The 14,471-nt window shown below is 67.5% G+C and carries 13 protein-coding genes; 10 read left to right on the top strand and 3 right to left on the bottom strand.

All coding sequences use genetic code 11. From position 1 onward, the window contains the following. Both MKL09_RS19300 and MKL09_RS19295 read right to left on the bottom strand, forming a co-directional pair. A partial coding sequence (locus MKL09_RS19300) for a glycosyltransferase family 2 protein (protein ID WP_244022787.1) occupies positions 1–2,856 on the bottom strand: 2,856 nt, incomplete at its 3' end. Between the two features lie 235 nt (positions 2,857–3,091). Continuing rightward, positions 3,092–3,775 (bottom strand): acyltransferase, encoded by a 684-nt coding sequence (locus tag MKL09_RS19295; RefSeq protein ID WP_244022784.1) that lies wholly within the window; start codon positions 3,773–3,775, stop codon positions 3,092–3,094. Between the two features lie 264 nt (positions 3,776–4,039). On the opposite strand from MKL09_RS19295, the gene MKL09_RS19290 reads away from it, so the two are divergent. Both MKL09_RS19290 and MKL09_RS19285 read left to right on the top strand, forming a co-directional pair. Continuing rightward, complete coding sequence (locus MKL09_RS19290; RefSeq protein WP_244022782.1) at positions 4,040–4,579, top strand: hypothetical protein; 540 nt, start codon at positions 4,040–4,042, stop codon at positions 4,577–4,579. 288 nt (positions 4,580–4,867) lie between these two features. Beyond that, positions 4,868–5,143 (top strand): hypothetical protein, encoded by a 276-nt coding sequence (locus MKL09_RS19285; protein WP_244022781.1) that lies wholly within the window; start codon positions 4,868–4,870, stop codon positions 5,141–5,143. A 40-nt stretch (positions 5,144–5,183) separates the two neighbouring features. On the opposite strand, the gene MKL09_RS19280 is transcribed toward MKL09_RS19285, so the two are convergent. Further along, a complete protein-coding gene (locus MKL09_RS19280; protein WP_244022779.1) occupies positions 5,184–6,617 on the bottom strand; it encodes an SDR family NAD(P)-dependent oxidoreductase in 1,434 nt (477 codons plus the stop codon). A 194-nt stretch (positions 6,618–6,811) separates the two neighbouring features. On the opposite strand from MKL09_RS19280, the gene MKL09_RS19275 reads away from it, so the two are divergent. From MKL09_RS19275 to MKL09_RS19240, 8 genes are all read left to right on the top strand, one after another. Next, entirely contained in the window at positions 6,812–8,419 is a 1,608-nt protein-coding gene (locus MKL09_RS19275; RefSeq protein ID WP_244022777.1) for an HAD-IIIC family phosphatase, read from the top strand. After that, on the top strand, positions 8,385–8,699 hold the full coding sequence (locus tag MKL09_RS19270) for a hypothetical protein (RefSeq protein WP_244022775.1): 315 nt from the start codon (positions 8,385–8,387) through the stop codon (positions 8,697–8,699). Before MKL09_RS19275 ends, MKL09_RS19270 begins: the two co-directional genes overlap by 35 nt. After that, on the top strand, positions 8,692–9,729 hold the full coding sequence (locus MKL09_RS19265; protein WP_244022774.1) for a 3-oxoacyl-ACP synthase III family protein: 1,038 nt from the start codon (positions 8,692–8,694) through the stop codon (positions 9,727–9,729). The genes MKL09_RS19270 and MKL09_RS19265 overlap by 8 nt, the downstream gene beginning before the upstream one ends. Then, the gene (locus MKL09_RS19260) at positions 9,729–9,956 is read left to right on the top strand and encodes a hypothetical protein (RefSeq protein ID WP_092045067.1); all 228 of its coding nucleotides are present in this window, start codon (positions 9,729–9,731) and stop codon (positions 9,954–9,956) included. Before MKL09_RS19265 ends, MKL09_RS19260 begins: the two co-directional genes overlap by 1 nt. 9 nt (positions 9,957–9,965) lie before the next feature. Beyond that, positions 9,966–10,688 carry an SDR family NAD(P)-dependent oxidoreductase gene (locus tag MKL09_RS19255; RefSeq protein ID WP_244022772.1) on the top strand — a complete coding sequence of 241 codons (723 nt, stop codon included), beginning with the start codon at positions 9,966–9,968 and terminating at the stop codon, positions 10,686–10,688. A gap of 7 nt (positions 10,689–10,695) precedes the next feature. Continuing rightward, a complete protein-coding gene (locus MKL09_RS19250) occupies positions 10,696–11,352 on the top strand; it encodes an acetyltransferase (RefSeq protein ID WP_244022770.1) in 657 nt (218 codons plus the stop codon). A gap of 99 nt (positions 11,353–11,451) precedes the next feature. Further along, a complete protein-coding gene (locus tag MKL09_RS19245) occupies positions 11,452–12,618 on the top strand; it encodes a DegT/DnrJ/EryC1/StrS family aminotransferase (RefSeq protein ID WP_244022768.1) in 1,167 nt (388 codons plus the stop codon). 78 nt (positions 12,619–12,696) lie between these two features. Further along, positions 12,697–14,256, top strand: a complete 1,560-nt coding sequence (locus MKL09_RS19240; RefSeq protein WP_244022766.1) for a glycosyltransferase family 61 protein — start codon at positions 12,697–12,699, stop codon at positions 14,254–14,256. The last annotated feature ends 215 nt before the right edge of the window (positions 14,257–14,471 follow it).

The raw sequence follows: 14,471 nt of genomic DNA, 5'->3' as shown, positions 1-14,471 counted from the left end.
GTCGCGGGGCAGGTACAGGCTGTCCAGGCTCGGCAGGTACACGAACTCCCGGCTGCGATACGAGACGTTGACCTGGATGTTCCGGGCCCGGTCGACCGAGAGCAGCACCACGGCCGTGCCCTCGGCTTTGAGCCGGGCGATCATGTCGTCGATGTGCCGCTGGATGCCCCCGCCCCAGCTGTGGGTCACGAACAGCACCGCTCGGCCATGGAAGTGCCGGGCGAGCCGGTACAGGTCGAGCCGCGCCCGGCCGCGCCGGCCCGGATCGGCCTGGACGAACTGGCCGACGAGCGCCGGGTAGTCCGGGTGCTTGGCGAGCAAGGCCGCCTGGCCCTGGTCGTACTCGCCGCCCGGGTCGAGCCCGAACGAGATCTGGCCGGCATGGTAGACGTACACGTCCTCGGCCAGCAGGTTCGAGAACCTGGCCTTGCGGGCGCGCATGCACCAGTCGTTCTCCTCGCCGTAGCCCTTGCCGAAGGCGACCTCATCGAGCGTGCCGACCGCGTCGAGGGCCTCTGCCGTCATGTACATGCAGAAGCCGACGCCGGTGGACACCTCCACCGAGCGACCGCGGTTGAGCGTGCTGGCGGCCTGGTCGAGCTCGGGCCGGGGGATCTCCAGCGCCATGGTGTTGTTGGCGTTGAAGCGCGGGTAGCTGCAGATCGTGGCGTTGTTCGACAGCGGCGTGACGCTGCCCACCGGCGGGCGGCCGTCCGCGTCTGCCGTCTCGGCATGGGCGACCAGCCGGTCGAGCCAGTCGCCGAACACCTGGGCGTCGGAATTGAGCAGGACCACGGCCCGGCCCTGGCGCAGGGACAGGCCGCGATTGACCGAGCGGACGAAGCCGAGATTTTGCTCGTTCTCGACCAGGTGGAACAGGCCGCGGCCTGCGAGGTCTTGCAGGTCGGCGGAGAGCAGCGGGTCGGGGGAGCGGTCGTTGACCGCGAGCAGGGTGAACGGGGTCTTCTGCGGGGCGGCGAGGCAGGCGTGGATGGCGCGCAGGGTCTCGCCGCGGCCCTTGTACACCGGCAGGATCACGACGACCCGGGCCTGGGCGAGGGTCAGGGCGCGGGGCAGGCCGTCCCAGTCCTGCGGGTCGGGGGCCTCCATGGCCGGCCAGCTGCCGAGATCCTCGGGGCAGCCCATCAGCCCGGCGGCGCGGCCGGTGCGCACGTAGTGCAGGACCGGCGTCTCGCCCGGCGCGAACAGGTGGCCGTAGGCCCGGCGATAGAACCGGGTCGAGAAGGTCTTGCTCGGGTCGCGATCCTCCTCCTGGCCGTGGGACAGGAAGTGGATGGCCGGGCCGTTCTCGAAGCCGCGCGTGTCGGGGTAGCGCTTCAGATACCAGGCGGCGTCGAAATACGGCTCGATCAGCCGGGCCTGCTCCAGCAGCTCTGCATCCTCCGCCGCGGGCGGCGTACCGTAGCCCGGATCGAAGGCGTCGCTCGACAGGTCGGTGCCGCGCAGCAGCACGGTGGCGAGGTGGTGGACGAACGGGGCGATGCCCGTCGCCTCGACGTAGGGATGATGGGCGCGGTAGGCCCAGCCGTTGAAGTCGGGGCACGGGTTGCGGCCCCGGCGCCAGCCGGTGGTGCAATAGTCCCGGACCGCATCCACGTCCTCCGCTAGGCCGTAGCGCTGCCGGTAGAAGGCGTGGTCGAAATGCAGCGCCACCAGACCGGCCTGCAGGTCCAGGGATGCTGCTCGGTCGAGGGACACGTGGCCGATCTCGCCGAGCCAGCCTGTGTCCTCCCCGGGCGGACGCACCGGGTGCAGGCCGCAGACCCGCAGCAGCGCGTCGAGGGTCGAGCGGCCCCGGCCCGGATCGCGCAGCTCCCGCCAGCCGGCTCTTGAAAAATGCACGTAGGGGGGCAAGCCCTGCACGTCCGGGTAGGTCGCCCGGTACCAGGCCTCGTCCACGGCGGGAAACTTTGGCTGGTCCTCGTACGAGAACGGCGTGCCGCCGGAGAGCCGCGTCTCGGCGATGGTGCGGAAGAACGGATCGCCGATCACCGCCCGGCTGCCGGCGCGGGCCTGCACGAAGCCGGCCGGGTCGAAATCCTGGCGCGGGCTGCGCATCGTCCGCCAGCCGCCGGCCACGTAGGCCCGCAGCAGTTCCGCGTCGGAGGCGTCGGCGAGTTCCAGGGCCTCCCGCTCGTCCAACCCCTGGCGGTAATACGCGGCGTCGAAGTACGGCGCGAGCGTCTCGGCCTGAAGTCCGAAAAAATCCTCCGGCTCGGGCCGAGCCGGGCCGCCGTGCAGGACGTAGTGCACCAGCGGATTCTGGGTCGCGTAGGAGATGTTCCGGGTGAGGCAGTAGGCCAGGGTGTCGAAATGCGGCGACGGCTCGCGACCCTCGCGCCAGCCGGAGGCCATGTAATGGCTAACCGGGTCGACGCCGGCGGCCTGAAGGTCGGGGTTGTGGGCGAGGTAGAAGCGACCGTCCACGAGGCGGCGGGCCAGGCGCTCGGCCTGTTTGGTGTCGGGCCTGGGCAGGCCCTCACCTTTGGTGCGCTGCGCCGTCACCCAATGCAGGAACGGGTTGATGCCGGCCCGGGCCAGATAGGGGCGTGCGGCGAGGTAGTGGGCGGTCGAGAAGTCGGGCCGGGGATCCCGGCCCTCGCGCCAGCCGATGGCGAGGTAGTCGCGCACCGGGTCGCGGGTGATGCCGTACCAGCTCGCGTAGAAGCCGGCATCGACATACGGTTCCAGCGCCGCGATCTGCTCTTCCGCCGAGGCGATGTCGTTCGCCGGGGGAAGGCCGCCGCTGGCCGCGAGCCGGATCAGCGGGTTGCGGCTCGAACGCGCTACGGCGGAGCCCGCCCAGCTGTAATACAGGCCGTAGAGGGTCTTCAACGTGCGGTTCTCACGGTGCCGCCCAATGCGCTCGATCCGGCATGCGGTCTCCTCCGGCGGCTGTGTCGGGGCCTGTAGCGCGGACGAGCATGTCTTCGCAGCAGCGGTGTCGAGGGCGGATCATCGCGCCGGGCGCGCGTTTCGCCAGCGGCTCTCGCCCTATCGGAACAGGCGCGCCCGGTAAATATGAGGCGCCGGCCTTCGGTCCCCTGCCCCGTCGTCTCGGCGCTGGCGGTCAGATCAGGTCCGACCGCCAGGTCACATCCTCGCGCACGATGCGCGCGGGATTGCCGGCGGCCACGCAATGGGGCGGCACGAGTCCGGTGACCACCGCGTGCGCCCCGATGATCGCATTGTCGCCGATGGTGGACCCCTTGAGCAGCGTCGCCTGGTTGGCGATCCAGACATGGTTGCCCACGCGGACGGGCTTTGCCGGGTTCAGCCGCTCGCCCCCGCTTCGGCTGACGATCGAGTGGAAATCGCTCGTGGTCATCCAGACTCCGGATGCGATCGAGCAATCCGTCCCGATCTCGATCGCCTTCGCCTCGACCGGGTTGAGGTGGACCAGACCGGTGAAGCCGGTCCTGTCGCCGACCCGGAGCATCGAGCCCGGACCGATATAGATGTTGGCCATCCCCAGGCGGACATCCTCGCCGATATCGAACTTGCAATTCGATTCGATGACGATGTGCATATCCTTGTCGGAGACGCAGCCGCGCCCTATCCGGATATAATTGTTGTCGCCGTTGATATAGATTTTTCCGGCTTGGGCGTGCTGGTCGCGGGCGTCGATGTCGATGACATTGTTCTCTCCCTTATCGACGATATTCAATGGCATAGATGGCTCGACAAATTCAGCTTCAAATCGATCTGTGCGCGACCCGGCTGCTAGCGCGATCCGCTGGATGCGTTGCCGCACCGCGGGCGAGAAGGCTGCTTGGGGCGGAGGGGATCTGCCGGACGACGGTGAGAATCATTGATATTCGGCGCCTCCGCGAAGGCCGGCTCGGTCCAGCGGAAACGTTTCCAATGTCTCTAGGCCAGACGCCCTGCCTCTCACAACTCGGCCTCAGTCTGAACCGTCATCGGAGGAATCCGAGCGGACTGCCGTCCAGTGTTGACGCTCGGAGGGTCCTATGACCTATGGCCGCTCCCGGACGCGTGTATGCGGTGAGGCCAGCCGATGGCTGAAGACAATACCCTGACGAAGGCCCTGGTCGACGTGCGGGCGCGGAAGGCCGCGCTCCAGAGCGACTACGATCGGATCGCGGCGGAACTGACCAAGCTGCGCGCGGCCGAGGCTGCGTTGACGGCGATCGTGGAAGGCGTGCCCTTGAAGGATTCGTCACTCCTTCACGCGTCCGACGCATCGGGGGCGTCCGGCGAGGATCGCGCCTCCTCGGCCCGGGTCGGACGACGCGGGGCCCGGGGTCCGCGGGCGAACTCGGCCAAGGGGCGGCTGAAGGCCCTGCTCGCGAGCGCGGGACCGCAGGGGCTGTCGCATGCCGAGATCGCCGACCGGCTGCCCGATGTCGCTCCGAACACCCTCAACACCTATCTCAGCATGATGGTGACGGGCGGCGAGGCGCTCCGGAAGGGCGATTTCTTCACCGCCGCCGAAGGGTCACAGGACGAGGCCGACGACGCCCAGGACGAGGCCGATCAGGACGACGAGGCGCCCGAGGACGAGGAGACGGATCACGAAACCGCGCCGGCACACTGAGCCGGTCTGCCGCCCGGCCATGTTTTGAGCGTATCGCGGTCTCAGTGCTCCGCCTCGGACACGATCTCGTCCGAGGCTCGAAGGCGCATCGCCCCTTCGGCTTCATCACAGGATCGCCGCCGCGGCTCGCGACCGTGGCGTCGGCCTGCTACCATCATCCCGCCTCCTCCATCGGGGCGGCGTCACCAAGGGCAGCGCGCCATGCGGTCGATCCTCTTGCTCTGCTCCCTGCTGCTCCTGCCTTCACAGGCTTGGGCGGCCTGCCGGTGCGCCTGCGTCAGGGGGGTGATGCGGCCGATCTGCCAGCAGACCGATCTGGTCGAGCCGATCTGTACGGGGTTGTGTACGGACGGCATCCGCCCCGAGACCGTCGTCAAGCCTCTGGCAGGCGGCCAGACGGTTGTCACGCCGGTCGAGCCCTTCGATCCGGCTCCTCCCGGACTGATCCAGAGGGATCTCAATTTGAGCGCCGATACGCGCGGCAACCCGCTGGGCACCGCCGGCGTCCAGGGCGGCAGCGATGCGTTCTCAAGCTCGGCCGCCGGAGGGGCGGCTTCGCGCTGAACGCCAGGCTTGGAAACCGCTGCTCTGCGGCCGGCTTCTCTCAGGCTTCCGACGACAGGCGCCGGATGATCGGCAGCATCAGCGCGCCGGGCGGTGCCGCCGGTACGGGGAAGATCGTGGCGGTCTGATCGGTCTTCACCCGGGGCAGCCGCTCGATCACAATCCGCAGGTTCGGGATCGTCCGGGCCAGGGTCGTCGCGAGGGTCTCGCCGGCCGTCTTCGCCATCACGTATTCCAGGGTGTCGCGCGGCGCCTCGTCGATGGCGGTGGTGGACGGATAGAAGGCCGCCAGCCGGTCGTGCCGTTCGAGGCAGAACAGGCTCAGATCGTAGAACGCGTAATTGTAGACCCGCATCATCTCCTCGAAGCAGGCCGGCTCGAACGGCGCGCGCTTCTGGCGGAAGATGCGCGGCGTCGCGAAGTGGTAGAGCTGGGACGGTTGCATCGCGAGGGATTCGAGTTGCGGCCCGACCGGCTGGGCGGCGTCGTAGCGCAGGACCTGGCAGCGCCCGCCGCCGTCCCGGATCTCGCGGGCCACCGCGTCCGCCTCGGAGGCGCCGGACGCGTAGGTGATGCAGACAGCGCCGCCGCCGGCCGCCAGCAGCTTAGCCGTCGCCGCGCCCAGGCCGCGGGATCCGCCGACGATGAGGGCGGATACATCGGAGAATTCACCCGGCCGGACCAGCCCCGCGAGCTCGGCCCAGCTCTCCTGCTCCACCGGGCGCGGGCGCACGAAGCTCTCGACCCGGGCGTCGAGGCCCGGCCCTGTCGCTTGAGTCGTCACCGACTGGAGCATCGGCTGGAACCGCTTCACCGCATAGGCAAGGCTCGATCCTTCGGCCGCGTCGGTGAGCGTTACGTCGATCTTCGACAGGATCGAGTGCAGGCCGGGCACGAACATGCCGACCAAAGTGGAGAGGCCGCCGAGGGCCGCCACCCGGGGGGCACCGATGGCGTGCGCGAGCCGCGGCACCAGCGCGGCGATGGCCTCCGGCTCGGGAAGCCGAAACGCCCCCGCCGCCCCGGCGATCGTTCCGGGCTCCATGGTGACCGGCTCGGCTGGGATCGCCACGGCTTCGGCTTCCATGGGTTGGGCGCGCTGCCGCTCCCCGCCGAAGACCGCCTGGATCGTCGCCACGCGGACGCCGTCCACCGACAGGGAGAGACGCATCTGTCCCGCATCCGCCCCATCGACCACAAGCGTGCTGCGGTCCCCGACCAGCACGAAGCGCTCGAATCGCATCTGCAACGCGCTCAGCCGCGCGAGCGGATAGGCGTCGGCGCAGGCATCGAGCGCCCACAATGCCGCGTGAACTCCGTGGACCGCCTGCCCCCCGGCGAGCGTCCGCCGCGCCACCTCGGCATCCATGTGCATCGGATTGACGTCGCCGGTGGCCTGGGCGAACGCGGCCTGGTGCTCCTGCGACCAGACCCGGGATGCCAGGGGAGCGTTGCTTGAGCCGGCTCCGTCCATCGCGACGTTCCTCTTCGACTGACGCTCTCGAGTCCGCCCCCGGGCGAGGCAGGGGCCGGCGCCCGGAACGGCCGGCCCCCTTGCTTTATGATATCGGATCTCGCAAGAGGGCGGCGCTCGCATAGTCAGGATGGGGCCGGTCGATCGCCGGAGGGCAGGCATCCGTCGGGATGTCGCAAGGACCGGTATCGGGGATGACCACGGCTCGCGCTCTCTCGCTCGGCTTCGTCGGAAACGTCGTCACCAACCCGTTCGGGAAGGTGACGGGCCGCCTCGCGGATCTCGCCGCGGTCGCGTGCAAGCATTTCCCGATCGGGCAGATCGAGCAGGTCCTGGCGGGGCCGGCCTCCGTCGACACCCTCATCGTCCATCTCGATCATCGCTGGTTCTTCGATGTCGCCCCGGACGAGGCGGCGGTCGGGCGCGCCCGGGCGCTGGCCGAGCTGGTCTCGGCCCGCCTTGCGCGCGCTCCCGGGACGATCATCCTCAACACCGTGCCGTTCGTGCCGGTCTCCTCGGTCGAGAGCGACCTCCACGGGCAGCTGGAGGCCTTGGCCCGCATCAACGCGGTGCTGTTCGATCTCGCGCGCGCCAACGAGCGGGTCAGCGTCATCGATGCGGCGGGAGCCCTGGCGAATCTGGGCTTCGCCAACGCGCTGCGCGAGCGCAACCGCTACCTCTACCAGATGCCCTATGCCCCGGCCGCCGTGGACGCGCTGGCCGAGCGTTACGCCGACGCCATCGCGGCCCGGCTGCGGGCCCGCCGCAAGGTCGTGGTCGTCGATGCCGACAACACCCTCTGGGGCGGCGTCGTGGGCGAGGACGGCGTCGAGAACCTCGAGGTCGACAGCGACTATCCCGGGATCGTCCACACCCAGCTCCAGCGGCAGCTGCTGCGCCTCAAAAGCCTCGGCATCCTGCTCTGCGCGGTGACGAAGAACAACGATGCGGATTTCCGCTCGGTGTTCGAGCAGCGCGCGATGCCCCTGCGCCTCGACGACTTCGTGGCCTATCGCAGCAACTGGTCCGAGAAGAGCGACAACATCCGTGAGCTCGCCGAGACACTCAATCTCGGCCTCGATAGCTTCGTCTTCCTCGACGACAACCCGTTCGAGATCGAGGAGGTCCGCGCCCGGCTGCCCGGCGTCGAGTGCCACCTGTTCGACCGCACCCGCCCCGAGCAGGCCCTGACCCTGCTCGACGGGATCGCGTCGCTTCGGGCCCGCAACGTCACCGCGGAAGACCTGTCGAAGACCGAGCACTATCGCGGCGAGGCGCAGCGGCAGGAATTGCAGCGCTCGGCTGCCTCCATGGACGAGTACCTCGCCTCCCTGGACATCCGCCTGCACATCACCCGCAACAATGCCGGTGCGCTCCGGCGCGTGGCGCAGCTCATCAACAAGACCAACCAGTTCAACCTCACCACGCGGCGCTACACCGAGGACGAGGTCGCCACCGCGATGCGCGAGGGCAGCGTCTACGCGGCCCGGGTGGTCGACCGCTTCGGCGACATGGGCATCGTCGGCGTCGCCATTGTCCGGGGCGGCGAACTCGAGACCTTCCTGATGAGCTGCCGGGCGCTCGGGCGCCGCATTGAGAGCCAAGTCCTGCGCTACGTCTGCCAGGAAGAGGCCGACCCGGCGCTGCGGGCCCACTATCGCCCCAGCGCCAAGAACCGGATGGTCGAGACCTTCCTGGACGAGAACGGGTTCGCGCTCATCGGCTCTGGCCCCGAGGGCAAGGACTATCGACTGACCCGAGGACCGGATGACACTGCCTACGTCCACATCGTCGCCGAGTGAGCACGCCGCCGCGACGGCCGCCCGCACCACCCTGGACCGTCTGGTCGAGACCTGGGGCCGGCCGGAGCTGAGCGGCCTCGGCCCGGAGGACGACCTCTACGAGCGGATCGATTCCTTCGCGGTGGTCGAGCTGCTGCTGGAGACCGAATCCGAGGTCGAGAAGGCGGTCGGGCGCTACGTCCCGCTGGCCGACGAGAGCATCCTCGACAGCACCCGCTCCCCCCTGCGCCGGCTCCAGGGCTGGTTCGACTACGTCGAACAGGCCGTGGCCCGTGGCTGAGCTGCGCTTCCGGCATGCGGGCATCGCCGGCCTCGTCACCACGGTCGGCGGCCGGGCGCTCGCCTTCGACGCCGAGGCGGCGGATCTCGGGATGTCCCCCGAGGAGGCCGAGCGCCTGAAGCGCGCGATGGGCTTCACCACCCGCCACGTGGTCGTGCGCGACGACACCACCACCGCCGACCTGTGCCTCAACTCGGCCCGGGACCTCCTGCGCGGCCTCGACCTGCAGCCGGCGGATCTCGACGGGCTGATCCTGGTCACCCAGACCCCCGATTACAGCTCGCCCTCGACGGCGATCGGCCTGCAGCACCGGCTCGGCATGCGCACCGACACGCTCTGCTTCGACATGCGGCTCGGCTGCAGCGGCTTCGTGTACGGGCTCTCGGTCGCCTACAGCCTCGTCGAATCCGGGCTGAGCCGCGTGCTCCTCTGCGTCGGCGACGTCGCGAGCCGCATGGTCGCCACGAACGACCGCTCCATCACCCCGATCATGGGCGATGCCGGCGCCGCCGTCCTGATCGAGCGGCGTGAGACCGAGAGCGTCTTCCAGCTGCACAGCGACGGCTCCGGCGAGAAGGCGCTGTTCATCCCGCATAGCGGCCTGCGCGCGGATCCCGAGGATGCGGACAAGCCCGCCTCCATGCACATGGACGGCGCGCAGGTGTTCAATTTCTCCCTGAAGCGCGTGCCGTCGCTGATCACCGACATCCTCGCGGCCGCCGGAATGGGGCCGGAGGAGCCGGACTTCTACGTCCTGCACCAGCCGAACAAGTACATTCTCAAGAACCTGCAGCGGCGCCTGGGGCTCGACGACGGCAAGCTTCCCTCGGGCACGCAATCCGTCTACGGGAACCAGAACTCCGCCTCGATCCCCGGGACGATCTCGGGCTTCCTGGCGGACGCGTTCGCGCACCGGCCCCTGCGCGCGGTGCTGGCCGGGTTCGGCGTCGGTCTGAGCTGGGGCGCATGCGCGCTCAGCACCGACCGGATCTACGCCCCGTCGGTTTTGAAGTTCGAGGAGATCGCGTGATGACCGAGGCTGGGTTCCTGGACGAGCTCGGCGCGATCCTGGATCAGCCGGGGCCGCTCGCGCGCGGCCAGAAGCTCGGTGAGATCGAGACCTTCGACTCCCTCGGCATCCTCAACATCATGGCCCTGTTCGACACCCTGGGTCTCGAGGTGGAGCCGTCCCGGATCGCGGAGGCCGCGACCACCGACGACCTCCTCGGCATCGCCGGCGCGAAGCTGCAGGCCTGAGGCCGGGCCATGGCGGAACCCGCGGGACACATCCTCGTCGTCGGCGCCAGCAGCGGCATCGGCCGGGCCGTCGCCGAGCGCTTCGCCGCGCACAGGGCCGTGACCGCCCTCGCCCGCCGGGCGGACCGCCTGGCCGAACTGGCGGAGGCCGGGATCGCCACCATCGCCGCGGACGTCACCGACCTCGCCGCCATCGCCGGGACCCTGCAGGCCGCGGTCGCCGACCGCGGGCTGCTGACCGGTCTGGTCTATTGCGCCGGCGTCCAGGTCATCAAGCCGATGCGCAGCCTGGGCGTGGAGGAGGTCCAGCGCCTCTACACCACGAACCTCGTGGCGCCGACCGTGTTCGCAGCGGCCTTCGGCAATGCCCGGATCTCGACCCGCGACGCGGTGTTCTGCGCCGTCTCCTCGGTGTCCGCCCAGCGGCCGGAGCCGGCGATCGTCCCCTACGCGGCCTCGAAGGCGGGGCTCGACGCGCTGATCCGCGGTCTCGCCCGGGAACTCGCGCCGCGCCGCGCGGTCGGCGTCGCCCCGGGCTGGCTCGACACCGAGATGACCCGGGCGCATGCGCGGCTCTACGGCGAGGGCTTCCGGGAGGCGCTGGAGAAGCGCAGCCCGGCGGGCGTCGCCACGGTCGCGTCGGTGGTCGACGCCATCGCGTTCCTGATGTCGCCGCAGGCACGGCACGTGACCGGCGAGATCCTGCGGGTCGACGGCGGGGCGACGCTATGAAGGGTAGATGCCGGTGACGGGCGAGACCAAGCGCCTGGCGCTGATCGGCGGCGGCGGCTTCTCCAAGGAGATCGCCGAGGTCGCGCGTGCCCATGGCCACACGGTCGAAGCGACGTATTCCAGTCATCCCGAAGTTCAGGTCGGTCGCTACCGGGGCTATCTCGACGCGCTGATCACCGACCGTGAAGAATACGATGGTGTCGTCCTCGCGATCGGCGGTGTCAGCAGGCGCGCGATCCGGGCGCGGGCTGAACTCATCGCGTGGCTCGACCGGCACGGCTTCCCCTGCCCTGCCCTTATCTCGCCGCATGCGATCGTGAGCTCGGATGTCGAGGTCGGTGCCGGCGCATTCGTGGCGCACGGGGTGATCGTCAATGCCGCTGCCCGACTCGGCCGGTTCAGCGTGCTGAACTCAGCCGCAATCATCGGCCATGACACGGTGATCGGGCACAACACGACGGTCTCGCCCGGCGCCTTCATCGGGGGCCGCTGCACCATCGGCGCTGACAGTCTCATTGGCCCCCTCGCCAAAATTCTTCAGGGTCTTGCCCTCGGCCAAGGTGTTACGATCGGAATGGGCTGCAACGTTCTGCGCGCCCTTCCCGATCAAGCGACCGTATGGCCCCGGCCAGATATTGTTGCACCTGCGCCAAAATCGGCCTGATCGGCCTCAGCTCCGCCCGATTGCTGCGCAAATTCGCTCCCTCTAAATTCGAGTTGTCCAGATGGTCGGTCCCTCGTCCGAACATCGCGAGGAGGTTTCATGAACGCTGAGCCGCGATCGTTCGAACAGCCGATCTACGTCACCCGTCCGATGCTACCCGAACTCGCGGTCTTCACGAAGCACCTTGAGGCCATCTGGGAAAGTGCCGTCCTCTCGAATGGCGGCCCGCAGCACGTCGAGCTGGAGAAGCGTCTGCATGCCCACCTCGGCGAAGGCCATATCGCCCTGTTCAACAACGGCACCAACGCTTTGATGACGGCAGTCAGGGCCCTCGACCTCTCCGGAGAGGTCATCACAACGCCCTTCACCTTCGCAGCGACCCCTCACGTGCTTGCGTGGCACGGAATCCGGCCGGTCTTTGTCGATATCGAGGAACGCTCGATGACCCTTGATCCGGCCCGGATCGAGGCCGCGATCACCGAGCGCACCACGGGCATCCTCGCGGTTCACGTCTATGGAAATCCCTGCGACGTCGAAGAGATCGAGCGGATCGCTCGCAAGCACCACCTCAAAGTGCTGTACGACGGCGCGCATGCCTTCGGGACTAAAGTCAACGGCCGGGCCATCGCCAGCTACGGCGACGCAACCATGTTCAGTTTCCACGCCACCAAGCTCTTCCACACCGCTGAGGGCGGAGCGGTCGTCACGAACGACGAAGCGCTGAAACGGCGCATGGAACTGCTCAAAAATTTCGGTATCGCCGACGAGGTGACCGTCAAGGCCGTCGGCATCAACAGCAAGATGAACGAGATCCAGGCCGCTCTGGGCCTGTGCCTCGTCGACGAAATTGCCGCCGAGAAAGCGAAGCGCTTCGCGCTCGCGGAAACATACCGACACGACCTGAGCGGGATCCCCGGGATCACCACCTCACGTAGGCTGGATCTTGAGACCGACAGTCTTCAATATTATTGCCTCCGCATCGATCGCAATCTTACCGGATTCAGTCGCGATCATGTCTATAACGAATTAAAAAAATTTAATGTCTTCGCGCGTCGATATTTCTACCCGCTTTGCAGCCAGTACGAACCCTACCGCGAGTATGCGGACAGCAGGAGCGACAACCTTCCGGTTGCTAATCGCGCCGGCGACCAAGTTCTCTGCCTGCCGTTCTACGGGCATCTCGGTACGGCGAACGCCCAGCAGATCTGCGCAATCATTCGGCACATCCTGACCGGACGCGCCGAAGCGCATGTCCATGCGGCCTAGCTGTGCTCCCGCTGTCGGTCATGCAACTGGGCACATGGGCTAGGTTATTCATCGACCGCACGACACCTGAGGATCGGCATGCTCACGGCTCTCAGAACAGACTGGCGCGCGCGCTTGCGTCTGTTGGCAGCGCGCTGGCTTGTCGATACCGACTTCTATCTTGATCGCTATCCCGACATCCGTGCCGCGGGCATCGATCCGGTCCGGCATTTTGCCGAGCATGGGCTCGCGGTGCCGATCAGGGCGGCCAACGCCGTCATGGAGCGCGCCATTATCCGAGGCGCGCCGTTGCTCGGCCTCGCCGCCCTCCTGCTCGGCACGCGGCGCACGGATTGGGTGCAGTGCTTCGTCGAGCGTTACCAATACCTCGCCTGCGGCAATCTCGGCGTCGAATATCGATTCGCCCGTTGGGTCGCCCGGCTGCTTGCGACCGTGAACCCGGCGCGCGTCACCTTGGACCCATCCGATCGCGACCGGATCCTCGGCAAGGTGCTATCGGTCGTCCGCCTCGAAGCGTCCGCTTTTCCCTGGCTGACGGTGAGCGAGATCGATCCTCCTACGCGCTACTGCTTCGACGGCCCCAGGCTCTGGGGCGATTCCAAGCCGCCATCAGTGCATTCGGTCATGCTTCCCGCGCTCTGGTGTGCCACAATCCGCCAAGCCAGTGTGTTCGGCAGCATGCAAATCGCTGCCCATGGCCATTTTTTGAGATACGAGCCGGCCGCTGACCCGAACCTGTCCTACTCAGCGGGCCAGTATCGCCACGTCATCACGTGCTTCTCGCCGCGGCACGACAAGGTGCTCGCGCGCGTGCCCGATCAGGCGGCGGCCCACGTCGATGCGGCAATCCTCCTCGGCGGTCGATGCGGCAACAACCATTTCCATTTCTTGATCGAGTACCTGACGAAAGGGTACGTCATCGAACGGGCCGGCCTCTATGAGGGCCTACCGATGATCGTTCCGGACGACCTCTTTCCGGCGCAGCTGGAAGCGATTCGGCTACTGTTTCCCGAGCGAGATCTAATTGCCATTTCGGCTGCGCAGCGGCTGGACGTCGAATGCCTCCACATCCCGTCCCTGATGACGTACTTCCCCGACGCGATGGAAATCGCCGACTGCGAAAAAGAGGGTTTGCGGCACGCGAGCCTGCAGTGGCTGCGCGATCGGACCCTCGCGGCGCTGCCGCCCGAGCCGGAGCATGTCGATCCGATCCCGCGCCTCTACCTGTCGCGGCGGCGCGGCCGGAACATTGTGAACGCCGCAGAAGTCGAGGCTGATTTTATTGATCATGGCTTCAAGAGCATCGATCCCAGCGGCCTGACCTTCGCACAACAAGTTCGGCTGTTCGCCAATGCAACACATGTCGCGGGCCCGGTGGGGGCCGCATTTGCCAACACCGTTTTCTGCAAGCCCGGAACAGCGATTATTCATCTCGGCTCCCGGCATGCGAGGACCTCAACTCTTTTTCAGAATCTGGCCGCGTTCGCAGAATGTCCGTGTATTCGCCTGATGAGTGACAGAACGATTGGCGATATGGCCCGGATGAACAGTAATGTTCAATCTCTGCGACAGGGTAGTTACGAGATCAACCAAAAATCTCTGCGATCCTTGCTCGATGCCTGGGCGCCCCGGCGTTGATCGAAGACGACGGTCGTGAGAAGGCTTTCTTGCGGCAGCGGTGTCGACCCGGACGATCCCACGACACCTCTGCTTCGTGCATAGTTGTTAATCACAGAAGAGTGCAGATGTGACTTTTCAAGAGTCTCAAGCGCTGGACTTTCTGTCTCTGAGCACGTGGGCCTGGGTCGCGGATTTGCCAGAACGGTTCCTCCGAAGGTTAAGCCCCCGACGTT

Source organism: Methylobacterium sp. J-048, assembly GCF_022829515.1.
Classification (GTDB): Bacteria; Pseudomonadota; Alphaproteobacteria; order Rhizobiales; family Beijerinckiaceae; genus Methylobacterium.
This window is presented reverse-complemented; position numbering and strand designations above follow the sequence as displayed.